General features: G+C 71.6%; 18 protein-coding genes and 3 pseudogenes. 12 read left to right on the plus strand and 9 right to left on the minus strand.

The window, feature by feature from the left end; translation table 11 throughout:
• Positions 1 to 144: 144 nt before the first annotated feature.
• Positions 145 to 2394 carry an alpha-N-acetylglucosaminidase gene (locus ACZ53N_RS26500; protein ID WP_469143302.1) on the minus strand — a complete coding sequence of 750 codons (2250 nt, stop codon included), beginning with the start codon at positions 2392 to 2394 and terminating at the stop codon, positions 145 to 147.
• A 231-nt stretch (positions 2395 to 2625) separates the two neighbouring features.
• Here ACZ53N_RS26500 and ACZ53N_RS26505 point away from each other — a divergent pair, with 231 nt between their 5' ends.
• The 3 genes from ACZ53N_RS26505 to ACZ53N_RS26515 all read left to right on the plus strand — a co-directional run bounded on the left by ACZ53N_RS26505 (position 2626) and on the right by ACZ53N_RS26515 (position 5049).
• Complete coding sequence (locus ACZ53N_RS26505; protein WP_469143303.1) at positions 2626 to 3081, plus strand: hypothetical protein; 456 nt, start codon at positions 2626 to 2628, stop codon at positions 3079 to 3081.
• Positions 3082 to 3217: 136 nt separating this feature from the next.
• A complete protein-coding gene (locus ACZ53N_RS26510; protein ID WP_469143304.1) occupies positions 3218 to 4456 on the plus strand; it encodes an ATP-binding protein in 1239 nt (412 codons plus the stop codon).
• Between the two features lie 92 nt (positions 4457 to 4548).
• Complete coding sequence (locus ACZ53N_RS26515) at positions 4549 to 5049, plus strand: DUF1269 domain-containing protein (RefSeq protein WP_469143305.1); 501 nt, start codon at positions 4549 to 4551, stop codon at positions 5047 to 5049.
• Positions 5050 to 5057: 8 nt separating this feature from the next.
• Here ACZ53N_RS26515 and ACZ53N_RS26520 read toward each other — a convergent pair.
• A pseudogene (locus tag ACZ53N_RS26520) lies at positions 5058 to 5548 on the minus strand (GNAT family N-acetyltransferase).
• Positions 5549 to 5615: 67 nt separating this feature from the next.
• On the opposite strand from ACZ53N_RS26520, the gene ACZ53N_RS26525 reads away from it, so the two are divergent.
• Positions 5616 to 6407 carry an exodeoxyribonuclease III gene (locus ACZ53N_RS26525; protein WP_469143306.1) on the plus strand — a complete coding sequence of 264 codons (792 nt, stop codon included), beginning with the start codon at positions 5616 to 5618 and terminating at the stop codon, positions 6405 to 6407.
• Between the two features lie 248 nt (positions 6408 to 6655).
• Here ACZ53N_RS26525 and ACZ53N_RS26530 read toward each other — a convergent pair whose 3' ends face one another.
• Together ACZ53N_RS26530 and ACZ53N_RS26535 are read right to left on the minus strand one after the other, a co-directional pair.
• Positions 6656 to 6865, minus strand: coding sequence for a DUF397 domain-containing protein (locus ACZ53N_RS26530; protein WP_469143307.1), 210 nt, complete (start codon positions 6863 to 6865; stop codon positions 6656 to 6658).
• Positions 6866 to 7124: 259 nt separating this feature from the next.
• A pseudogene (locus tag ACZ53N_RS26535) lies at positions 7125 to 7319 on the minus strand (DUF7848 domain-containing protein); the annotation flags it as partial.
• Positions 7320 to 7653: 334 nt separating this feature from the next.
• On the opposite strand from ACZ53N_RS26535, the gene ACZ53N_RS26540 reads away from it, so the two are divergent.
• Positions 7654 to 8865, plus strand: a complete 1212-nt coding sequence (locus tag ACZ53N_RS26540; RefSeq protein WP_469143308.1) for a helix-turn-helix transcriptional regulator — start codon at positions 7654 to 7656, stop codon at positions 8863 to 8865.
• A 66-nt stretch (positions 8866 to 8931) separates the two neighbouring features.
• Here ACZ53N_RS26540 and ACZ53N_RS26545 read toward each other — a convergent pair.
• Together ACZ53N_RS26545 and ACZ53N_RS26550 are read right to left on the minus strand one after the other, a co-directional pair.
• Positions 8932 to 9051, minus strand: a pseudogene (locus ACZ53N_RS26545) (DUF6879 family protein); the annotation flags it as partial.
• A gap of 10 nt (positions 9052 to 9061) precedes the next feature.
• Positions 9062 to 9655 (minus strand): phospholipase D-like domain-containing protein, encoded by a 594-nt coding sequence (locus tag ACZ53N_RS26550; protein ID WP_469143339.1) that lies wholly within the window; start codon positions 9653 to 9655, stop codon positions 9062 to 9064.
• A 486-nt stretch (positions 9656 to 10141) separates the two neighbouring features.
• Between ACZ53N_RS26550 and ACZ53N_RS26555 the strand changes: the two genes are divergently transcribed.
• A complete protein-coding gene (locus ACZ53N_RS26555; RefSeq protein WP_469143309.1) occupies positions 10142 to 10438 on the plus strand; it encodes a hypothetical protein in 297 nt (98 codons plus the stop codon).
• Positions 10435 to 10608, plus strand: coding sequence for a hypothetical protein (locus tag ACZ53N_RS26560; RefSeq protein ID WP_469143310.1), 174 nt, complete (start codon positions 10435 to 10437; stop codon positions 10606 to 10608). The genes ACZ53N_RS26555 and ACZ53N_RS26560 overlap by 4 nt, the downstream gene beginning before the upstream one ends.
• Before the next feature lie 51 nt (positions 10609 to 10659).
• On the opposite strand, the gene ACZ53N_RS26565 is transcribed toward ACZ53N_RS26560, so the two are convergent.
• The gene (locus ACZ53N_RS26565; protein WP_469143311.1) at positions 10660 to 11481 is read right to left on the minus strand and encodes a MerR family transcriptional regulator; all 822 of its coding nucleotides are present in this window, start codon (positions 11479 to 11481) and stop codon (positions 10660 to 10662) included.
• Positions 11482 to 11561: 80 nt separating this feature from the next.
• A complete protein-coding gene (locus ACZ53N_RS26570; protein ID WP_469143312.1) occupies positions 11562 to 12347 on the minus strand; it encodes a MerR family transcriptional regulator in 786 nt (261 codons plus the stop codon).
• Positions 12348 to 12660: 313 nt separating this feature from the next.
• On the opposite strand from ACZ53N_RS26570, the gene ACZ53N_RS26575 reads away from it, so the two are divergent.
• From ACZ53N_RS26575 to ACZ53N_RS26585, 3 genes are all read left to right on the plus strand, one after another.
• Positions 12661 to 14181, plus strand: coding sequence for a flavin-containing monooxygenase (locus tag ACZ53N_RS26575; RefSeq protein WP_469143313.1), 1521 nt, complete (start codon positions 12661 to 12663; stop codon positions 14179 to 14181).
• Positions 14178 to 15059 carry an SDR family oxidoreductase gene (locus ACZ53N_RS26580; RefSeq protein WP_469143314.1) on the plus strand — a complete coding sequence of 294 codons (882 nt, stop codon included), beginning with the start codon at positions 14178 to 14180 and terminating at the stop codon, positions 15057 to 15059. Before ACZ53N_RS26575 ends, ACZ53N_RS26580 begins: the two co-directional genes overlap by 4 nt.
• Positions 15060 to 15176: 117 nt before the next feature.
• The gene (locus ACZ53N_RS26585) at positions 15177 to 15365 is read left to right on the plus strand and encodes a hypothetical protein (RefSeq protein WP_469143315.1); all 189 of its coding nucleotides are present in this window, start codon (positions 15177 to 15179) and stop codon (positions 15363 to 15365) included.
• Positions 15366 to 15548: 183 nt separating this feature from the next.
• Here ACZ53N_RS26585 and ACZ53N_RS26590 read toward each other — a convergent pair whose 3' ends face one another.
• Positions 15549 to 18893, minus strand: coding sequence for a S41 family peptidase (locus ACZ53N_RS26590; protein WP_469143316.1), 3345 nt, complete (start codon positions 18891 to 18893; stop codon positions 15549 to 15551).
• Positions 18894 to 18978: 85 nt separating this feature from the next.
• On the opposite strand from ACZ53N_RS26590, the gene ACZ53N_RS26595 reads away from it, so the two are divergent.
• Positions 18979 to 19578, plus strand: a complete 600-nt coding sequence (locus tag ACZ53N_RS26595) for a TetR/AcrR family transcriptional regulator (protein WP_365213447.1) — start codon at positions 18979 to 18981, stop codon at positions 19576 to 19578.
• Between the two features lie 112 nt (positions 19579 to 19690).
• The gene (locus ACZ53N_RS26600) at positions 19691 to 21919 is read left to right on the plus strand and encodes an MMPL family transporter (RefSeq protein WP_469143317.1); all 2229 of its coding nucleotides are present in this window, start codon (positions 19691 to 19693) and stop codon (positions 21917 to 21919) included.
• The last annotated feature ends 160 nt before the right edge of the window (positions 21920 to 22079 follow it).

Raw genomic sequence — 22079 nt, forward strand, 5'->3', positions numbered from 1 at the left:
CGCCTGCGGCGGCGAGCGCCCTGCGGGCGCGTCCTCAAGCGCCGGACGGGCTGGATGTGGCTGAGCTCGACCTCAGCCTGTCCGGCGATTGAGGACAGAAAACAGCAGCCTGTCCGGCGCTTGAAGTACCGCCGCCGGGCGCGGCTACAGCTTGTTCGCCACCTTGCGCGCGACGCGGACGATGTCGCCCGTGGGCTTCGCGGAGTAGCCGGGGTGACGCCGGGTCCAGCGGTCCTCCAGTGCGAACCAGTCGATGGCCTTCGGCTTACGGCGCGCCGCCATCGCCGCGTCCAGTTCGTCGAAGTACGTCTTCCAGCGCAGCCGGTAGAGCCCGCCGACCAGCCCGGACCACTCGCGGTTGGCGTAGTCGTGCAGCTTGCCGCGGTTCGCCGAGTCGCGCGCGCCCCAGGTCGTCAGCAGGGACACGGCGTCGTATTCGAGCTGGTCGCGCTCGGCGGCGGAGGAACCCCAGGCGCGGGCGTCGGCGATCCAGCGGCCCAGCAGATGGCGCTCGTCGGTGGCGACGGCCTGTTCCAGGAGGGTCATCCAGTCCAGCCACTGGCGGGTGAGATCGCGGAAGCGGGACTTGTCGCGGGCGTCGTAGGCGGCCTTGACGCGTGGCAGCAGCAGGCGACTGCGGTTGGAGACGGTCTGCCGGGTGACGTCGAGCAGGTCGTAGCGATAGGCCGTGCTCCGTCGCAGCGCCGGTGCCACGGCGAGGAGTTGGGGGAGGGCCTTGTCGAACTCCTTGGCGTCGTAGCGCAACTGCTTGGGCGACCAGCTGGCCGCCCGGTTGACGGCCAGGTCCGGGCGGGCGCCGAAGAGGCCGTCGGCCGGCTCGCCCCAGCCGTCGGCGCGGGTGGTGCCGTAGGCGGTGCGGCGCAGCACGTCCCAGGCGCGGACGGCCTGGGGGTCGGCGGCACCGTAGCGGTAGTGCGGCCACTGCCGGAACCAGTCCGTCAGCCCGACCCGGCCCTCCGTCCAGGGCAGGTCGCTGAAGAGGGCGAGAGCGGCGGGGTTGTTGTCGGCGGCCTCGGGCATCAGCGCGATGCCCTTCAGGGCGCTGCCGTCCTTCGTGCGCCACCGTTCGTAGAGGTCGGCCCAGTCGCGGGTGTTGGCGCCCAGCGCGGTGTGGCCGCCGAAGTTCCAGATCGACCCGAAGGCGTACGGGGTGCCGGACCAGTCCGCCTCGCGGTCGGTGACGTTGGGGTAGTGGTCGGAGATCCCGTCGAGGATGAGCATCCGGGAGCGGTCGACGGCCTCGATGATCTCGCGCCGGGGGTTGTCCTGCCAGCCGAGGATGACCCACGTGGCGTCGGGGTGCGCGGCCCGCAGGGCCTTCTCCACGGCTCGGGCGGCGTCGCCGACGGGCACGTTCCCGGGTTTGCCGCCCTCGTGCAGCAGATCCATCTTGTACATCGACGTCGCGCCGTACAGCTCCTGCTGCACCTTGTAGAAGGTCCGCGCGACCCGACCGAAGGCGGCCGTCCGGGGGTCGAGCCAGTCGGGGCGGGGGAAACCGCCCCAGTCGCCCTGGGGGATGACCCGCGCGCCGGGCTCGCGGCTCGCGAAGCCGGGCGGCACGGTGCCGAAGTAGCCGGGGAGGACCGGGGTCATGCCCAGCTCGCGCAGCCGCCGCACGATCTTCTGCGCGAGCGCGGTGCGCCGGTCGAGGAGGCCGCGGGAGACCGGGCCGCCGAAGTCCGACATGTTCTGCAACAGCCACCACGGCTGGTGCGCGGGCCCGGGAACCCACCGGCGGACCTCGGCGTCGCTGTAACCGTGTTCGATAAATGTGCGGTGGTAGACGGCGTCGGCGCCGGCGTAGACCAGAACCTCGTTGAAGCCGTGCAGCGCCAGGACGTCGAGTTCGCGTTCCCAGTACGCCCAGCCCTGGTACGGGCCGGTGTAGCCGTCGTTGGTGTCGTTGAGGACGAACCGGTGCGTGACGTTCGAAGCCCGGACGAGAGGGGTACGCACGCCGGGGAGGCGGTCGGGGAGGTCGGTCTGCGCGCCGGTCCAGGAGAAGTGGGCGTGCGCCACATGTCTGAGGTACCAGTGGAAGCCGGTCAGCTGGACGGCCGGAGTGCTTCCCTCCACGACGATCGCGCCTTCCTCCCCCGAGACCCGGAAGGCGTCCGTGCCGTTCCTGGGCGGGACGGTGCGGAAGGTGACCTGGCCGTGGTGGCGGGGCAGCAGCCGGGCCAGCGCCGCGGCTGCCGCGTCGCTCGCGGTGGCCGAGGGCGTGGTCGCGGGCCCGGCCGCCTTGCGGCCGGACGTCGTGCTCGCCGCTGCGGATCCCTTGGCTCCGGACGCGGCGGCGGGCGCGCCCGCCGCGGTGAGGGCGGCGGTTCCCGCGAGAGCGCCGAGGATCGAACGTCGGGCGATGTGCATGAGTGACCTCCACCATGGCACTGCGGCGACTGGACTGGACCACTTGAGCGCGAAGATCCTATGAGCAAACGATCGAACAGGGGTAAGGGCACGGGTGGCAATCCAGCCACGCCGGTTACATTTGGCACGAATGGCCCCACGGGACGTGACCAACCTGCGGGGCGTGACCGACGCACCGCAGTTCAGATCGCTCGCATCAGCCCGCTCCGTCCCATCGGTATGAGGAACCCCGTGCGACCACTCACCGCGACCATCGGCGCCCTGGCACTGGTCGGCGGGCTGCTGGGCATGTCGCTGTGCGGGTGCGCCGATCCCGGAGGGCTGAAGGTGTCCGGTCCCGCGCAGAGCCCCTCGGTCACCAGCGGCCCGGTCTTCGTCGCTCAGACCGTGCCGAAGCCGCGGCTGCGGCGGCCGGAGTCCTTGGACATCGGCAAGGACGTCACGCTCTCCGGACTGCGCTGGCGGAGCTGGGGCGGGCCGACGGCGGAGGCGACCGGCGAGGTGTCCGGCGCCCGATGCGCGCCCGCCTGCCGCGACAAGCCGGCCAGGGCCGAGGTCACCTTCACCGGGCTCGTCCGGCACGACCGCGTCGGCTACTACAGCCGGGCCACGGTCACCGCGGAGGGACTGCCGCCCCGGCAGCGCGAGGAGCTGCGCGACCTGCGGCTTTTCGTGCCCCAGGGCTGAACCGGGGCTGACCGGCTGACCCCAGGACCGACCCCGGCGCCGACCTCAGCACCGAACCCAGGGCTGACTCCGGAGCCCGAACCCCGAGCTGATCCCCGAGACGACTGCCCAGCCGACCGCCGAGGAGCCCGACCCCATGGGACTGCGCACGAAGATCGGCGTGGTGATCACCGCCACCGCTGCCCTGGTCGCCGTCATCATGGGCCTGGTCGTGCACCACCGCACCGCCGTGAACCAGCTGGAGACCGCTCGCGAGACCATCGACGCCCGGCTCGGCACGGCCGTCGAGGACCACGCCACCGGCGTCGACCGGCACCGCGCCCCCGACCGGCGTCGCGCGCTCCTGAACCCCGAGCGCCTGCCCGCGCCGCTGCGCGAGGCCGCCGAGCGCGGCAAACGCGCCACCTACCTGGACCGCAGCGGCGGCCGCCCGGTGCTGTGGGCCGCCAGCCGCGTCGGCGACGACATCATCGCGCTCAGACACCCCTACGAGCGCCAGACCCGCAATCTCCGTGACCTCGACGAGGTCCTCTGGCTGGCCGGCGGCCTCGGCACCGCCTTCGCGGGCGTCGTCGGGGTGACGCTGGCGACCGTGGCCGGCCGCCGCCTCAACGCCTCCGCCCGCATCGCCGAACGGATAGCCCGGGGCGACCACAGCGCCCGGCTCCGCCCGCGCGGCGGCAAGGACGAGATCGCGCGGCTGACCATCGCCGTCAACACCATGGCCGACGCCCTCTCCGCCCGTCTGGAGGCCGAGCGCGAGGTCACCGCCAACATCGCGCACGAGCTGCGCACCCCCGTCGCGGGCCTGGTCGCCGCCGCCGGGCTGCTGCCGCCGGGCCGGCCGGCGGAGATGGTGCGGGAGAGGGCCGAGCGGGTGCGCGGCCTGATGGAGGACGTCCTGGAGGTGGCCCGCCTTGACGGCTCCGCCGAGCGCGCCGAGACGGACGTACGGGCGCTGGGGGAACTGACGCGGCGGGCGGTCGGCACGGTCGTCATGGACGGCCGGGAAACGGCGGAGGTGCGCATCGAACGCGACTGCGTGATCGAGACCGACGCCCGGCGCGTCGAGCGCATCCTGGCCAACCTCGTCACCAACGCCTTCCGGCACGGCAGCGCGCCGGTCGTGGTGGAGGTCGACGGCGGGCTCGTCCGGGTGCGGGACAAGGGCCCGGGGTTCCCGCCGGACCTGTTGGCGCGCGGGCCGCAGCGGTTCCGTACGGGCTCGGGTTCGGGGCTCGGCCTGGGGCTGACGATCGCGGCGGGACAGGCACGGGTGCTGGGGGCGCGGCTCGCCTTCGCGAACCCGGCGGGCGGGGGAGCGGAGGCGACGCTGGACCTGCGGGCGTCGGTGGCAGCCCAGGGCGAGCGCTGAGGTGCGCGTCGGCGCGGCAGGGCCAAGAGTGGAGCCGTGGAGACGGGGAAGCTTCTGACCCAGCAGAAGCTTTCAGCAGACGGGAGCGACAGATGGACGAGAACGTCCTGTTCATGAACGTCGACGGGCCCGAAGTGGGCCACCGGGCGCTCGACGCGCTGCGCAAGGCGCACGCCGACGACGACATCCGGCTGCGCGAGGGGGCGGTGATCGCCCGTGACGCGGACGGCGCCCTCGACTTCCCCGACGCGGTCGACAACACCGGCTCCGCGCGGGCCTTCGCCGTGGGCGGCCTGATCGGCGGGCTCCTCGGCATCCTCGGCGGCCCGCTCGGCATCATGATCGGATTCGGCGCGGGCGGTCTGATCGGCGGCATGCGCGACGCGCGCGAGGCCACCGCCGACAACGCGGCGCTGGAGATGCTCGCCGCCGAGGTGCCGCCGGGCAGCACGGTCCTGGTCGCCGAGATCGAGGAGAACGGCCCCGACATCGTCGACGACCTCCTCGCACCGTACGGCGACGTCTCCACGCGCTACCCGGCGGACCGGGTGCGCGAGGAGGTCGAGCGGGCGATCGCGGAGGGGCGCTCGTAGGACGGGCGTCAGCGGTTGCGGGGCGCGAGCGGCTTGGCGAAGCAGCGGCTGCTGTCGTACTCGCGGTACAGCCCGAACTTCGGCACCTCCGGGGCGTAGCCGCTGGACAGGTACAGGGCGATCGCCTCGGGCTGCTGGTCGCCGGTCTCCAGCACCATGCGCGTACGCCCCGCATCCCGGGCGCTGTCCTCCAGCGCCGCCAGGATCCGCCGGGCCAGCCCGAGGCCGCGCGCCTCGGGGACCACGTACATCCGCTTCAGCTCGGCGTCGCCGTCCGCGTACCCCTCCTCGTTGCGCTCCTGCGCCCGCCAGCCGCCGGTGGCGACGGGGAGCCGTCGGAGTCGTACGCGATGAGATACAGGCCACGCGGCGGGGCGAACTGCGAGGGGTCCAGCGGGGTGAGATCACCGTCGCCGTATCGCTCGACGTACTCCAATTGCACCTGGTCATTGAGCTTTATGGCGTCAGGGTGGTCGTACGCGGCGGTCACGATCTGCATCCGGAAATCGTACGGTCGTACCGGTGGAGTGCGGCAGGGGTGTCTCAGAGGTCGGTATCGTGCCGGAATGCTCACCGTGACCACCGTGAACGTCAATGGCCTCCGCGCCGCCGCCAAGAAGGGCTTCGTCGACTGGCTGGCGCAGACCGAAGCCGATGTCGTCTGCCTCCAGGAAGTGCGCGCCGAGCCGCACCAGCTCCCCGACGAGGTGCGCGAGCCCGCAGGCTGGCACACCGTGCACGCCCCGGCGGCGGCCAAGGGCCGAGCGGGCGTCTCCCTCTACTCCCGGCGCGAGCCGGACGCGGTACGGGTCGGCTTCGGCTCGGCGGAGTTCGACGGCAGCGGCCGCTATGCGGAGATCGACCTGCCCGGCGTCACGGTCGCCAGCCTCTACCTCCCCTCGGGCGAGGTCGGCACGGACCGGCAGGACGAGAAGGAACGCTTCATGGCGGAGTTCCTTCCGTACCTGGTGGGCCTGAAGGCGCGGGCGGCGGCGGAGGGCCGCGAGGTGCTGGTCTGCGGCGACTGGAACATCGCCCACACCGAGGCGGACCTCAAGAACTGGAAGGCCAACCGCAAGAGCGCGGGCTTCCTCCCCGAGGAGCGGGAGTGGCTGACGAAGGTCTTCGAGGAGTACACGGACGTCGTCCGCGCCCTGCACCCGGGCGTCGAAGGCCCGTACTCCTGGTGGTCCTACCGGGGCCGCGCCTTCGACAACGACTCCGGCTGGCGCATCGACTACCTCGTCGCGACGCCGGGCCTGGCGGAGCGGGCGCTCAAGGCGGTCGTGGAGCGGGCGGCGACGCACGACCTGCGGTGGAGCGACCACGCGCCGGTCACGGCGGTCTTCGACCGCTGAGGCCGCCGCTGCCCCGTCCGCGTGCCCCGGGAGAGGAACGCGGGCGGGGCCGGTAGAGGGCTCCGATCAGTGCTCGCGTGGCCGGACGGGGGTGCGGGTCGCTGCTTGGCGCCACCACCACAAGCCCCGGCAGGCGGGGAGCGAGAGGCCGAAGAAGCCCCCGCACTGTGCGCACCAGGGCAACCCGTTCTCGGGGTCGGTGCGGCACTCGACTGCGCAGCGGGGGCACTTCACCACGGGACCTACTCTCAGGCGCTCAGGTCGAACTCTCCGGCCTTCACGGCGCCCGTGAGTGTCGCCCACGAGTCCGCCGTCATGGTGACGATGGTCTCGGGTCGCTCACTGTCCCGCAACGCCACCACGCCCGGCACGTTCACGGCCACCTGCGGACAGTTGTTGACCTTCTTGTCGCGGCAGGCCGCCGCGCTGACGAACTCGAACTCCGGCTGTTCGATCATGGTGCTCGATCCCTTCGCGGAACTGCGGAGAGACGTTCCCCGCGCCGTCGTGCGCTTGCTGCCCCGCCCCGGCTGCCGTCCTCACCGATCGCTCAGAGGGAGCCGGAGCAGGTGTCCAGGGGGTGGCTTGCGCCGGTTCGAGCGCGAGCGGGCTACCCGGCTCAATCGCTCGTGAGTGCTGCTCCACCACTTCGCCGACGATCACCCGCGACACGTCGATGTCGTGTGGGGGATCAAGCTGGCAGTAGTCCCCGAAGTTCCGTCGGTACCGCAGGTGTTTGGTGGCTTGGGTGTGAACGCGCATCCACTCTTCGACGGCCTCCGGGGATTCGCGCACGAGGGACTCCGCACCGCATTCGGACTCGTCGCCCGACACGCATACGGCGCTGTACTCAGGCCAAGCCGACGAATCCTGAGCGATCGTGAACGGCACGTACCGAAAGATCCGGCTCATGGCTGCGCCCCGGCGCTCAGCTTCACGGAGGAATCAGGCCGTCCCCGTCCCACACGGTGGAGCGCACACATGCAATCGGGGAGGCTCATGCTGCCGGGTGGCAGGTCCGAACCGTCCGCCGTTTCCCCCAGCGCACGTTGCGTCCGAAGGATCAAGAGCCTGCCGCCGTTACCACGCTCCGCGATCAAGCGGGCCAGTCGTGCCCGCGTGGCGCTTCTCATCTCGCTTCGCCTGCCTTCTCCACCGGCTCGTACTGATGTGGCTCCAGCGTCCGCGCGGCCGTGATCTCTGACTAGCGGCCTCGTGTAGGCCAACTGTCGGCCAGACTGTGGTTATGGCAGGCAGCGTCGGGGCCAACATCAGGCGCCTACGAGAACAGCGCGGGTGGAGTCAGGCGCGCTTAGCGCGCGAGACCTGCCGTGCCGCTGGGGTTACTGGCGAACCGATCGGCCGGCAAGAGATCAGCCGGTACGAGACAGGGAAGCGCACGCCCCGCGAGTGGCTGCCGTTCATTGCTGTCGCTCTCGGCGTGCCCGTGGACGTGCTCGCAGCGTCGCAGAAGCCCGCTGAGCCCCCATTGCCGACCCTCGCTGACTATCTGCCCGCCGTTGATCCCCTAGCGTCTCTGAGCGCCCGTACGGGGCGCCGTATCGGCATGGGGGCCGTTGGGGACCTGCGGCAGCGCGTACACGGGCTCAGGCTTGCCGACGACGTGATTGCAGGGGGAGATCTCATCCGGCCCGCCCTGCGTGAACTCCGTTCCGCTGTGAAGCTCTACCGCGAAGCCAGTCACAGCGAGGATGTTGGGCGCGAACTGCTTCGCCAGATCGGGGAGTTGGCGCAGATTGCCGGATGGATCGCCAGTGATGCCGGACAACATGAAGAGGCGGAGTCGATCTATCGGCTAGGGATGAGCGCTGCCAGGCAGGCAGGCGACATGACGCTAGCCGGGAATCTTGCCGGGTCGCTCGCGTACCAGTTCAGCAACACCGGCCGGGAAGCTGAGGGGCTGAGCCTTGCCTGTGCCGCCCTGAACGTTGCAGGCCCGGGCGCACCCCCCAAGGCGCGGGCTCTGTACCTGGATCGCGTGGCGTGGGCAGAGACGAAGGTGGGGGGACATGCCCAGGCTCAGGCAGCGATGCGGGCGCTCGGGGAAGCCAGTGAGGCACTGGCGCAGGACAGCGCCGGTACAGAGTCACCGGGTTACCTGTATTGGGTGGATGCCGGGGAACTCCAAGTCATGGAGTCGCGCGTCTATACGGAGCTGCGCCGCCCGCTCAGGGCGGTCCCGTTGCTGCGGGGCGTGCTGAGCCGGTACGACGCGACGCACACTCGAGAACTCGCGCTCTACCTGTCCTGGCTTGCTGTCGCCCTGGCGGACGCCAATGAGCCAGAGGAAGCGGCGGCAACGGCGGAACGCGTGATCACCCTGTCCGCCGACGTGGCCAGCGAGAGGACAGCGGAACGGGTCGGGGTCGTCCTTGCGCGCCTCGGGGAGTTCCGGGACGTGCCCGAAGTTCGCGCCCTACTCGATAGCGTCGCGTGAGGCGCCCCCGGCCCTGAAACTCGTACAGAGACAGGAGTGCCGCTGGATGACGAGGGCATGTGTCGATCAGCCCGGCCGGTACTTCTCGTGCGGCGTCGCTCGTTCCCATACAGCTTCGAACGCTGATGTGCACAGCTTGACCAACGCGGGCTCAGTGGCGACTTCCTCACCAGTGAACCGCCCGTCACGGCCGTGATCACACCGGCGGTCGGCACGGCGTGGACACGCCCCTGGACCAGAGTTCCTCCGTGTGTTCCGCGAAGCGGGAGAACATTCCGGCGCGCCCTTTACCGTGCAGGTGCAACAGCGGGGAGTCGTGCCCGACCAGCCGGGCCAGGTGTGGCGTGACCAGTGCCTGGTCATCGAAGCGGAACACTGACAGGGACACATGGTTGATCGCGTCCGCCGGTGCGGAGAACCGCGTTTCCAGCCCCTCGACCGGCCCGAGTTTCCCGAGGTGCTCCAGGGTGACCCTGATCCGTGTCGAGACGGTCAGGGCGACATCCTCGATCTGTTCGCGCTGCCGGGCGACCTCTCCCTCCGGGTCACCCAGAAGGAAGCGGATCCGGCACCCCTGTTCCGCCTTGCGGCGCAGGGTGCCGACGAAGTCGGGCTGGTCCAGCCAGAGGAAGTAATTCGTGAACCCCGCGAAGAGCAGTTCCTCGGCCGCGTTCTCGATCAGCTCGCCCCAGACCGTCGACGGGCAGGCCGACCGGTAGGGGTAGCTGTGGACGATCTCCCTGTCCGTTCCCGTCTTGATGCGGTCTTTGACGGCCTTGGGCCACAACATCGCTTCGTCAACTCCCAACGCGTCGCAGGCATCCTGGCGGTTTCTGGGATGGGGGATCAGCTCGGCATCACTGATCCAACGCTCGACCGTCTTCCCCGACACCCCTACCCGTACGGCCAGTTGCCGAGGAGAGAGGCCGACATCGGCCATAGCCGATCGCAGGGCAGTGTTCAAGGGCTCCCCTCCGGACGTTTGGGACGTTTTCACGCTAGCGCCGTCACGGCCGAACTGTCTGTGGAATGGCGCTGATACGTCACGTAGGGGGATCGACAGTGGGACGCCACCGCGCGAGTTCCTGCCTTGTGCAGGGGCCGACCGGCCGGGAACCGCTGACAAAGGAGCGTCGATATGCGAGACCTTATGGCCCGCTGGTTCGGATGGGTGAAAGTGGGGGCGGCCCTTGGAGTGCTGTCCGGGGCCGGTGAATCTCCTGGCCCTGCCCCCGCCGCCCCGCAGCCGGATCCCAGCTCCTCGTACCACCTGTGGGTGACCCCGCACGGTATCGACGTCCGGCCGCGCCGGAACTGCGAGGGGCGGGTGGCTCCGCCCGGGAAAGCCCACGAGCCCGAGCCCGGGGACCTCGTGCACGACACCGTCAGGGATCGCGCAGGCGTCGTCATGGGCCACGAAGGGCCCCGGCTCCAGCTCCGCCCGCTCGGCGGCGGCGTCGAGTGGGAGGCGACTCCCGGGAGTATCCGGCTCCTGAGCCAGGTGGAGCGGCTCAGTGCGCGCGTGGCCGATGCCAACCATCGCAGCATGTGGGGGGCGGTGGACCGGGTATGAGCGAAGTGATCGTGCGCCGGTGGGCGGCCTCCGGGGGCCGGCGTCCTCCGTGTGCGGAGTGCCGGGACATCAAGCGCACGTGGGTCCGTGCCCTGGGCGCCGGTGACCGTCCGCAGGCCGAAGCGGTGATCGTGGCCATGGGCCGGCACCAGCGCGCCGCGCATGCGTGAGCGTCGTGCGGGCGAGGTCGGCTCAGCCGTGACGCCCGCCCGCTTCGAGCGTCAGGGCTTGGTCACCGGTGCCTGCAGTTCGGTCACCCAGTCGTCGCGGTTGTCCGGGCACTCCAGGTTGATCTCCCGCGGGTAGCCGGCCGACCGGTAGCCGTTGTCGTCGATCCAGACGGCCAGGGCCTGGGCCGTGGGCAGCACGGTGTCGAGCGAACCGCGGTGCACGATGGTCGCCGCCTGATCGACGGGCGGCAGGTCGAGCACCCGGAAGGCGCCGTCCTGGAGCGGGGCCGCGACCTGGACGCCGGCGTGGACGCTGATCCTGCCGCCGCCCTCCGGGGAGTCCTCGTAATAGGCGACGCCGGGCCCCGCCGGCGTGACACCGGCCGCCTCCAGGCGCCGGAACAGCTCGTCGTAGAGCGGTCCGATGACCGGGCCGATGTCCTCGGGGTCGAAGCTCGCGGCGGTCGCGGTCAGCTCCGCCACCCGGATCGCCGGGACGTTCTTGATGACGACGTCGTTCGTGGGCATGTGCCCCTCGCTCTCGATCGACCGGAGCCTCGCCTCGACCTGGACCAGCCGCGCCGCCGCGGCGGTCACGGCGACTTCCAGCTCGGCCCGCCGCAGCCGCAGCATGGCGCGCAGTTCCTCGGTGGTGACCTTCTCGTCCAGGATCCGTCGGACCTGTTGGAGGGTCAGGCCGAGCTCTTTCAGCGCGATGACGCGGTTCAGGCGGGCCAGCTGGACAGCCGAGTAGTACCGGTAGCCGGTGGCGGGGTCGACGTGGGCCGGGGGCAGCAGTCCGGTGGCGTCGTAGTGACGCAGCATGCGGACCGATACCCGGCCGTGCCGGGCGAAGTCTCCGATGGTGAACATGATGTCTCCGAGTTCAGCGCCTGACACGGTGTGAGGGTCAAGCGCGACCGGGCCGGCGTGGGGCGGCTCCCGGGCGGGGCTCAGTCCGCCGCCGGAGGCGTCGGCCAGGTCTCCAGTTCCGCCCGTACGCGGCGGTCCATCGCCATCGAGACCTCCGCGTCGACCACCGTCTTCACGATCGGGCGCAACTGGTCCAGGGCTTCCGTCACGCGGGCCACCTCCGTGGGCGGGAGAGGGTCGCCCGAGGCCGCGTGGGTGAGGATGTCGGCCAGGACGTGGCGGCGGACCAGGGTCGTGAACGTCTCGGCCAGGGCGTTCGCGTGGATGCGGACCTCCCGGCCCGCCGCTATGACGGCCGACAGCGGAACGCCGTTGCGCACAAGGGTCGTTGACGCGTCCAGGAGGCGGCGGCTGATGTGGACGAGGTCGTCGCCGTCCATGGCCAGGAAGCCGAGGTCCAGGGCGGCCGCCAGGTTCTCCTCGGTGTCCTCGCCCCAGAAGCGGTCGGCCAGGACGTCGGGGGTGAGGCGGACCGGGGATTCCTCGGACCAGGGGGCGGCCATCGCGCCGCTGAGGCCGAGGAGGTCACCGACGCCGCGGCCGCATTCGAAGGCGCTGAGGAGTTCGGCGATGCCGCCGAGGGTGTGGCCCCGGTCCAGGAGGGCCGTGATGGTGCGCAGCCGGGCCAGGTGGTGGCCGTTGTACCAGGCGATGCGGCCCTCCCGGCGCGGTGGCGGGACGAGCTTGCGCTCACGGTAGAAGCGCAGCGTGCGGACCGTGATGCCGGCCTCCTCGGCCAGCTCCGCCACACGGTATTCGCGCTCTTCACCGGGGATGTCCGCGCCACCGCTCTCGTCGTTCGCCACCCTCGCAGCGTAGGGCCTGTCCGGCGGATTATGGGGTGCGCCGTCGCTGCGCGACGGTGTCCTCAAGCTCCCCCAGCTACCGCTGGGAGGTGCCCCCAGCGGGCTGCTGTGCTGTGTCCTCAAGCGCCGGACGGGCTGATCTCAGCCCGTCCGGCGCTTGAGGACGCGTCCGTAGGGTGCTTACCGCCGCAGGCGGGTGCGACCGTCAGTAACTTCCCTTTTCCCGACCCCTATCGCTCCCCGGACGTCTGCCCTACGCTCCCCACCATGCCAGTGACTGCTGGCACGGTCGAGTCGAACCGGAGGCGGCGGCATGGTCGGCGGCAAGGGTGAGCACGTACGGGTGGCGGTGATCGGGTCCGGGTTCGGCGGGCTGGGGGCGGCCGTGCGGCTGCGCCGCGAGGGCATCACCGATTTCGTGGTCCTGGAGCGGGCCGACAGCCTCGGCGGGACCTGGCGGGACAACACCTACCCGGGCTGCGCCTGCGATGTGCCCTCCCATCTCTACTCCTTCTCCTTCGCCCCCAACCCCGAGTGGCCGCGCGCCTTCTCCGGCCAGCCGCACATCCGCGCCTATCTGGAGCGGGTCGCCGACACCTTCGGCCTCCGGCCCCATCTGCGGTTCGACGCCGAGGTGCGGTCCATGCGCTGGGACGTCGACGAGCTGCGCTGGGAGATCGACAGCGCCGCCGGGCCCCTCACCGCCGACGTCGTCGTCTCCGCGACCGGGCCGCTGTCCGACCCGAAGATCCCGGACGTCCCCGGCCTCGGCACCTTCCCCGGCAAGGTCTTCCACTCCTCCCGCTGGGACCACGGCTACGACCTGCGCGGCAAGCGCGTCGCGGTGGTCGGCACCGGTGCCTCCGCCGCCCAGATCGTCCCGGCCGTCCAGCCCGACGTGGCGCGCCTGACCCTCTTCCAGCGCACACCCCCGTGGGTGCTGCCGCGCTTCGACCGGCGGATCACCGCCGCCGAGCGCTGGCTGCACACCCGCGTCCCCGCCACCCGGGCCGTCCGGCGCGGACTGCTCTGGAGCGTACGGGAGTTGCAGGTCAGCGCCTTCACCAAGCGAACGAAGGAGCTCGGCCTCGTCGAGGGCATCGCCAAGGCCCATCTGCGCCGGGCCGTCAAGGACCCGGTGCTGCGGGCCCGGCTCACCCCCGACTACCGCCTCGGCTGCAAGCGTGTCGTGCTCTCCAGCGACTACTACCCCGCTCTCGCGCGGCCCAATGTGGATCTCGTGGCGTCGGGGCTCGCCGAGGTGCGCGGCTCCACGCTCGTCGCCGCCGACGGCACACAGACCGAGGCCGACGCCATCGTCTTCGGCACCGGTTTCCACGTCACCGACATGCCGATCGCCGAGCGGGTGACCGGCGCGGACGGCATCACGCTCGCCGAGTCGTGGAAGGACGGCATGAAGGCCCTGCGCGGCACCAGCGCCGCCGGGTTCCCGAACTTCCTCACCCTGATCGGACCCAACACCGGCCTCGGGAACAACTCGCTGATCCTCATCATCGAGGCGCAGTTGAACTACCTGGCCGACTACCTGCGGCAGCTCGACACCCTCGGCGGCAGGGCCGCGCTCGACGCCCGCCCCTCGGCCGTCAACGCCTGGTCCCGGATGATCCGGACCCGCATGGAACGCACGGTCTGGAACTCCGGCGGCTGCGACAGCTGGTACCTGGACGCGCAGGGCCGGAACACCACCCTCTGGCCCGGCACCACCGCCGAGTTCCGCAAGGTCACCCGCCGGGTCGACCTCGCCGAGTACCGACTCCTGCGGGTGCCACGCCGGGCGCCCCTCGCGCCCGTCGCGGCCGAGGCCGGCCGATGAGCCGCCGGGGGAGCCTCGAGGGGCAGGTGGCCGTCGTCACCGGTGCGGCCCGGGGCGTCGGGGAGCTGCTGGCCCGCAAGCTCTCCGCGCGCGGCGCGAAGCTGGCCCTCGTCGGCCTGGAACCGGAGGAACTGAGACGCGTCGCGGAATCCCTGTACGAGGACGCCGCGCACTGGCACGCCGACGTCACCGACCCCGAGGCGATGACCCGCGTCGCGCGCGAGGTCAAGTCCCGCTTCGGCAAGGTCGACATCGTCGTCGCCAACGCGGGTGTCGCCGCCGGCGGCCCCTTCATCGACTCCGACTTCGACGACTGGCGCCGGGTCGTCGAGGTCAACCTGATCGGCAGCGCCGTCACCGGCCGCGCCTTCCTGCCCGTCCTGGCCGAGAGCCGGGGCTATCTGCTCCAGATCGCCTCGGCCGCCGCCATCGCCCCGGCGCCGATGATGAGCGCCTATTGCGCTTCGAAGTCGGGCGTCGAGGCGTACGCGCACTGCCTGCGCGCCGAGGTCGGCCACAAGGGCGTACGGGTCGGGGTCGGCTATCTGAGCTGGACCGATACCGACATGGTGCGCGGAGCCGACCAGTACGAGGTGATGCGGGAGCTGCGGCAGAGGCTGCCCTGGCCGGCGAACCGCACCTACCCGCTGGGCCCGGCCGTCGACCGGCTCGTGGCGGGCATCGAACGGCGCTCGGCGCATGTGTACGCCCAAGGGTGGCTGCGCGGCATGCAGGCCGTACGCGGTTATCTGCCCGGCCTCATCGCGGTCCGCGGACAGCGCGAGATGCGGCACTTCGAGCCGCGACTGGCCGGGATGCGAGGCGGGCTGGTGGGGGCCGGGGGCGCCGCCGACGAGAAGTCCCGCGCGGGGCGATGACCGGGGGCTGGTAGCGCTCGGTAGTCGTACGATATGCGCGGCGTGATGGCCCGTGCCACGCTGATTCGGGGCCCCTCGACGGTCCCGAACACTCACCCTCACTAGGAGTGAACCAGCATGGGCATCAAGGACGAGATGCAGGAGAAGGCCCAGAAGGCCAAGCAGAAGATGCAGGACAAGCAGGGCGACGCCTCTCAGCGCGGCCAGAGCGAACAGGACCGCCTGCGCGAGCGCGCGGACCAGCAGCGCGAGCAGGGTCAGCGCAGCTTCGACGACATCCAGGACGACATGGACGACCGTCGGTAAGAGGCAAGAGCCGGTAAGGGGCGCACCCCACGGGGGTGCGCCCCTTACCCATGCCCATGCCCTCGCCCTCGGCGGTCAGCGCGGCGGCAGCCTCGGCCTGCCGACGGCGGGTCTCTTGCCGCTTGCGGCAGCGGGCGCTCTGCGGGCGCGTCCTCAAGCGCCGGACGGGCTGTTTTCCATCGGTCAGCGCGGCGGCAGCTTCGGCCGGCGCAGGTCCGGGACCGCCGAGTAGTCCGGCGGCTTCGTGCAGCCGTGGCGTTCCAGCAGATCCAGAGCCACCCGCACCGCGTCGTCCAACTGCTTGTGCCGGCCCTCCGCCCAGTCGAGCGGTGTGCGGTCCACCTCGATGTCGGGTTCGACCCCGCGGTTCTCCACGCCCCAGCCGTACGCGTCGAACCACGCCGCGTTCATCGGCACGGTGATCGCGCTGCCGTCACCGAGCCGGTGCCGGCCGGTCATCCCGACCACCCCGCCCCAGGTGCGCAGGCCCACCACCGGGCCGATGCCCTGGAGCTTGAACGCGGCGGTGATCATGTCGCCGTCGGAGGACGTCATCTCGTCGGCGATCGCCACGACCGGGCCGCGCGGGGCGTTGCTCGCGTAACTCACCGGCTGGGCGCCGCGCGTCAGGTCCCAGCCGATGATCGTGCGGGTCAGCTTCTCCACGACCAGCTCGCTGATGTTGCCGCCCGCGTTGCCCCGGACGTCCACGATCAGCGCCTGGCGGGACATCTCCATCCGCAGGTCCCGGTTGAACTGCGCCCACCCCGAGCCGCCCATGTCGGGGATGTGCAGATAGCCGCACTTGCCGCCGCTCAACTCCCGGACGACGGCCCGGCGCTTGGTCACCCAGTCCTGGTAGCGCAGCGGCCGCTCGTCGATCAGCGGCACGACGGCCACCCGGCGGGCGGGCGGCGGCGTGGCGTCGTCCGCCCCCTCCTCCGGTGGCGGGGGGCGGAACGTCAGCTCCACCGTGGTGCCGCCCGCCGCCGCCAGCAGCGGGTACGGGCCGGTGACCGGGTCCACCGGGCGCCCGTCGACGTGGGTGAGCGCCGAGCCCTCGCGGATGCCCGAACCGGCCAGCGGTGAACGGGCCTTGGAGTCCGAGGACTCGCCGGGCAGGATGCGCCGCACGGTCCAGGAGCCGTCCTTCCGGTGGGTGAGGTTGGCCCCGAGGAGGCCGATCGCGCGCTGGTAGTGCGGCGGGCCCTCGTTGCGGCGGGCCGCCACGACGTACGCGTGCGAGGTGCCGAGCTCGCCGAGGACCTCGCGCAGCAGGTCCGCGAATTCGTCGGGGGAGGCGACCCGCTCGACCAGCGGCCGGTACTGGGCCAGCACCCCGTCCCAGTCGATGCCGCACATGTCCGGCTCCCAGAAGTAGGCGCGGATGATCCGGCCCGCCTCCTCGTACGCCTGCCGCCACTCCGCCGCCGGGTCGACGTCGTGCAGGACGCGCCGCATGTCGATGTAGACGGTCGAATCGGAGTCGCCGATGTCCGTCGCGGGAACGGCCCGCAACTCGCCCTCGTCGTTGACGACCAGCCGGGTGCCGTCGCCGCTGACCGCGAACCAGTCGATGGAGCTGGTCAGTTCGGTGCGCTTGGCCTTTCCCAGGTCGAAGTGTTCCAGCGTCGGGCGGCCCGAGGTGTCGGCCGGGTTGGCGAAGGTCTCGCCGAGGGCGCCGGAGATCGGCCAGCGCAGCCACACCAGACCGCCGCCGCTGACCGGGTACAGCGCCGAGTACTTGGAGGCGGCCACCGGGAACTGTGTCACCCGGCTCTCCAGCCCCTCCACCTCCACGATCACCGAGCCGTCGCCGCCGCCGTCGTCCGCGTCGAGGCCGCCCGCCGCCGGTCTGCCCTCCGCCGACAGCGCGAACGGCGAGGGCGTCGCCGACGACAGCGGCACGAGATAGGGCCGGCAGCCCAGCGGGAACGACAGATCGCCGGTGTGCACGTCGTAGACCGGGTCGAAGCCGCGCCAGGAGAGGAAGGCGAGATAGCGGCCGTCGCGGGTGAACACCGGCTGCTCGTCCTCGAACCGGCCGTTGGTGACGTCCACGACCATCCGGTCCGACAGCCGGGCGATCTTGATCTGCCGCAGCGAACGGCCGATGCCGGGGTGCGACCACGTCAGCCACGCCGAGTCGGGCGAGAAGGCGAGGTCGCGCACGGGCCCGTTGGCGGACCGGATCAGCTCGGACACCTCGCCGTCGCCCTCGGGCGAGGTGTCCACGAGCAGCAGCCGCCCGTCGTGCGCGGCGACCGCCAGCAGTTCGCCGTCGGGCGAACCGAGGGTCTCGTGCACCCGCCCGATCCGGCCCGCCGCCAGCCGGCGCGGCTCGGTGGGCCCGGTCGCGCGCGGCAGCTGCGCGACCTCGATGGCGTCCTCGCCCTCCGCGTCCGTCACATAGGCGACCTGCCCGGTCGAGCCCAGCATCTCCGGCAGCCTGACCCGTACGCCCGGGGTGTCGGCGATCGTGCGGGCCGGGCCGTCGCGGTGGGTGAGCCAGTACAGGCTGCCGCGGACGTTGACCGCGCTCGCCCGGCCCGTCGCGTCCACGGCCAGCGCGTCCACGTGCGACGCGGCCTGCACCTGGTACGGGCGTCGCCCGGCCCGGGGCCCGCCGAGCCGGACGTCGAGCTTCCGGGGGGTGGCGGCCGGGCCCAGGTCGTCCACCAGCCACACGTCCCCCGCGCACTGGTAGACGATCCGCGAACCGTCGGTGGAGGCGTGCCGGGCGTAGAAGTCCGCGTGGTCGGTGTGCCGGCGCAGATCGGAACCGTCGGGCAGACAGGAGTAGAGATTGCCGACGCCCTCGTGGTCGGAGAGGAACGCGATCCGGCCGCCGACGAACATCGCCGAGTCCAGATGGCCGCCCAGGTCCGGCACCAGCCGCTGCCCGTGCAGCCACAACCGGCCCGTCGCCCCGCCCCGGTAGCGCTTCCAGGAGGCAGGCTCGTGCGGCGGCTTCCCCGTGAGCAGCAGGGTGCGGTGCTCCCCGTCGAGCTCGCCCACCGCGATGTCGGACACCGGTCCCCACGGCAGCCGCAGGCCGGGGCTGCCGTCGGTGGGCAGCCGGTAGGCCCAGGAGAAGTACGAGAACGGCTGGCCGTGCGAGGAGACGGCGAGGATGTCATGGCCCCCGTTGCGGTCGGAGGGCGCCCAGCCGCAGACCCGGGTGTCACTGCTGCCCCAATAGGTGAGCCGGCGGGCCGGGCCGCCGTCCACCGGCGCGAGGAGGATCTCGGGGTCCAGGCTGCGCCAGCTCGTGAACGCGATGTGCCGCCCGTCGGGCGAGAAGCGCGGATGCCCCAGCCGCGTCCGGTCCACGGTCAGCCGCCAGGCCCGCCCGGTGTCACCGCCCGCCCCCGCCGGAGACAGCGGAGCCACCCAGAGATCGTCCTCGGCGACGAAGCAGAGCAGATCGCCGTTCAGGTGGGGGAACCGCAGATACGCATCGCTCACCCGACCATCGTTTCGGGCCCCGCACCCCGCGGCAACTCGGTTCGTGACGCAGAACACCATCGAAACGAACCCGTTTCGCTCGCCCGCGGCGTACGCTCCTGGTGTACGAAACCGTTTCGTTCCATGCTTGAAGGGAGGCGCGGCAATGCCGACGGAATCACCCAAGCCACCGGCGCGGCGCACCCGGCTGACGTCCGAGCGAGCGGGAGAGCTGTACGACGCCGTGCTCGATCTGTTGCGCGAGGTCGGCTACGACGCCCTGACCATGGACGCCGTGGCGGCCCGTACGCGCTCCAGCAAGGCCACCCTCTACCGCCAGTGGAAGGGCAAGCCGGAGCTGGTCGCGAGCGCCCTGCGGCACTGCAAGCCCGTGCGGCTGGGGGAGATCGACACCGGCAGCGTGCGCGGTGACCTCCAGGCGATGGTGTGCAGCGCCGACGAGGCCCAGATGGAGAAGGACACTGCCCTCATGCGGGGGCTCGGTCACGCCGTCCACACCAACCCGGACCTGCTCCGGGCGCTGCGTGAGCTGCTGGTCGAGCCCGAGATCGAAGCACTGAACGCGATGCTGCAACGGGCGATCGACCGGGGGGAGATCGCCCCGGACGTCCCCGCGCTGCGCTACGTCACCCACATGCTGCTCGGGGCCTTCATCGCCCAGCCGCTGATCGAGGACCGGCCGGTGGACGCGGAGTTCCTGACCGCGTACGTGGATGCCGTGATCGTTCCCGCGCTCGGCCTCTAGTCCCCACGAGTACCCCACACCCCCACCGACCCACCTGACACGCCGCTCTCGTCGTCGGGCGGGCACCCCACGCCCTGTTCCGTATCTCGACCCGACGGGAGCACAACTCCTCGTGGCCACGTTCCTTTACAGACTGGGCCGTCTCGCCTTCAGGCGACGCCGGCTCGTCGCCCTTCTCTGGGTGGCGCTGCTGGCGGTCGCCGGCGTCGGCGCCGCCACCGCACCGAAGCCCGGCAGCACCAGCTTCTCCATCCCGGGCACCGAGGCGCAGCGCGCCTTCGACCTGCTGGAGAAGCGCTTCCCGGGCCAGAGCGCGGACGGCGCCGCCGCCCGCGTCGTCTTCAAGGCCCCCGACGGCCAGAAGATCACCGACCCGAAGAACAAGGCCACGGTCGAGAAGGCCGTCGCCGAGCTGACGGGCCCGCAGGTGGCCCAGACCGTCAACCCCTTCCAGGTGCGGGCCGTCAGCAAGGACGCCTCCACGGCGTATGTGTCGGTCACCTACAAGGTCGACGCCAACAGCCTCACCGACGACTCGCTCGACACCCTCAAGGGCGCCGCGACGCACGGGCGGGACGCCGGGCTGGCCGTGGAGACCGGCGGCAGCGCCCTCCAGGCGATACCCGAGGCCGGCGGGGCCTCCGAGATCATCGGCATCGCCGTCTCGGCCGTCGTGCTGGTCATCACCTTCGGCTCGCTGATCGCCGCCGGAATGCCGCTGCTCACCGCCATCATCGGCGTCGGCATCGGGGTCTCCTCGATCGCCGCCCTGGCCTCCGCGCTCGACCTGGGCTCCACCACGTCGACGCTCGCCACGATGATCGGCCTCGCGGTCGGCATCGACTACGCGCTGTTCATCGTCTCCCGCTACCGCGCCGAGCTGGCCGAGGGCCGCGAGCGCGAGGAAGCGGCGGGACGGGCGGTCGGCACCGCCGGTTCGGCGGTCGTCTTCGCCGGTCTGACGGTCGTCATCGCCCTGGCCGGACTCGCCGTCGTCAACATCCCGATGCTGACGAAGATGGGCCTGGCCGCCGCCGGCACGGTCGCCATCGCCGTCCTCATCGCGCTCACCCTCATCCCCGCACTCCTGGGCTTCGCGGGCCGCAAGGTGCTCTCCCGCAAGGACCGCAAGGCCGAGCCCGGTGCGGCGAAGGACGAGGACAAGCCCAACATGGGCACCCGCTGGGCGCGCTTCGTGCTGCGCAAGCCGGCCCTCGTGCTGGTGGCCGGTGTGCTCGGGCTCGGCGCCGTCGCCGTCCCCGCCGCCTCGCTGGAGCTGGGCCTGCCCGACGACGGGGCGCAGTCCACCTCCACCACCCAGCGCAAGGCCTACGACCTGCTCTCCGAGGGCTTCGGCCCCGGATTCAACGGCCCGCTGATGGTCGTCGTCGACGGAGCCGGCGGTAAGGACCCCAAGGCCGCCGCGCAGGCCGTCGCCAAGACGGTGGCGGGCCTGGACAACGTCGCCGCCGTCCCCCCGGTCACCCCGGCGAGCTTCAACAAGGCCGGTGACACGGCCATCGTGACGGTCATCCCGAAGTCGAAGCCGAGCAGCAAGCAGACCGAGGACCTGGTCCACGCGATCCGCGACAAGGGCGCGGCCACCGCCGCGGACGCGGACGCGCGGGTGCTGGTCACCGGCCAGACGGCGATGAACATCGACGTCTCGCAGAAGCTGAACGACGCGCTGCTGCCCTACCTCGGGCTCGTCGTCGGCCTCGCCTTCCTGCTGCTGATGGTCGTCTTCCGCTCGGTGCTCGTGCCGCTCAAGGCCGCACTCGGCTTCCTGCTGTCCGTGGTCGCCGCGCTCGGCGCGGTCGTCGCGGTCTTCCAGTGGGGCTGGCTCGGCGGTCTGTTCGGCGTCGAGGAGACCGGGCCGATCATGAGCATGATGCCGATCTTCATGGTGGGCGTCGTGTTCGGCCTCGCGATGGACTACGAGGTCTTCCTCGTCACCCGGATGCGCGAGGCGTTCGTGCACGGGGAGCGGCCCGGCCAGGCGATCGTGACCGGCTTCCGGCACGGTGCCCGGGTCGTCAGCGCCGCCGCCGTGATCATGATCAGTGTCTTCGCGGGCTTCATCGGCTCCTCGGAGTCGATGGTCAAGATGATCGGCTTCGGGCTGGCCATCGCGGTCTTCTTCGACGCGTTCGTCGTCCGCATGGCCATCGTGCCCGCCGTCCTCGCGCTGCTCGGCAAGTCCGCCTGGTGGCTGCCCGGCTGGCTCGGCCGGATCCTGCCGAACGTGGACGTCGAGGGCGAGGGGCTGCAGAAGCAGCTCGGCGCGGAGGCGGATGCGGAGTCCCACGGTGACGCGAAGCGGGAGACCGTCAGCGTCTGACCCGACGTCCGGGGCCGCTCGTTCCGCAGGAACGGCGGCCCCGGCGACCGCGCCGACCCCGTGGGGACGGGGGCCGTGCGCGGGCCGCCCGGCGGCGGCCTCCTGATGACCGAGGAGGCCGCCGCCGGGCCTTTTCGTGCCCCGATCCGACCGCCGCTGG

This window comes from Streptomyces sp. NPDC033229, from assembly GCF_055576875.1.

Excerpts from the sequence above, each read along its gene's own strand:
- ACZ53N_RS26580 (WP_469143314.1), top strand. The coding sequence starts at position 14,178 with ATGAGCCGCCGGGGGAGCCTCGAGGGGCAGGTGGCCGTCGTCACCGGT.
- ACZ53N_RS26590 (WP_469143316.1), bottom strand. The coding sequence starts at position 18,893 with ATGGTGTTCTGCGTCACGAACCGAGTTGCCGCGGGGTGCGGGGCCCGA.
- ACZ53N_RS26530 (WP_469143307.1), bottom strand. The coding sequence starts at position 6,865 with ATGATCGAACAGCCGGAGTTCGAGTTCGTCAGCGCGGCGGCCTGCCGC.
- ACZ53N_RS26560 (WP_469143310.1), top strand. The coding sequence starts at position 10,435 with ATGAGCGAAGTGATCGTGCGCCGGTGGGCGGCCTCCGGGGGCCGGCGT.
- ACZ53N_RS26500 (WP_469143302.1), bottom strand. The coding sequence starts at position 2,394 with ATGCACATCGCCCGACGTTCGATCCTCGGCGCTCTCGCGGGAACCGCC.
- ACZ53N_RS26525 (WP_469143306.1), top strand. The coding sequence starts at position 5,616 with ATGCTCACCGTGACCACCGTGAACGTCAATGGCCTCCGCGCCGCCGCC.
- ACZ53N_RS26565 (WP_469143311.1), bottom strand. The coding sequence starts at position 11,481 with ATGTTCACCATCGGAGACTTCGCCCGGCACGGCCGGGTATCGGTCCGC.
- ACZ53N_RS26515 (WP_469143305.1), top strand. The coding sequence starts at position 4,549 with ATGGACGAGAACGTCCTGTTCATGAACGTCGACGGGCCCGAAGTGGGC.
- ACZ53N_RS26510 (WP_469143304.1), top strand. The coding sequence starts at position 3,218 with ATGGGACTGCGCACGAAGATCGGCGTGGTGATCACCGCCACCGCTGCC.
- ACZ53N_RS26585 (WP_469143315.1), top strand. The coding sequence starts at position 15,177 with ATGGGCATCAAGGACGAGATGCAGGAGAAGGCCCAGAAGGCCAAGCAG.
- ACZ53N_RS26540 (WP_469143308.1), top strand. The coding sequence starts at position 7,654 with ATGGCAGGCAGCGTCGGGGCCAACATCAGGCGCCTACGAGAACAGCGC.
- ACZ53N_RS26550 (WP_469143339.1), bottom strand. The coding sequence starts at position 9,655 with ATGTTGTGGCCCAAGGCCGTCAAAGACCGCATCAAGACGGGAACGGAC.
- ACZ53N_RS26575 (WP_469143313.1), top strand. The coding sequence starts at position 12,661 with ATGGTCGGCGGCAAGGGTGAGCACGTACGGGTGGCGGTGATCGGGTCC.
- ACZ53N_RS26595 (WP_365213447.1), top strand. The coding sequence starts at position 18,979 with ATGCCGACGGAATCACCCAAGCCACCGGCGCGGCGCACCCGGCTGACG.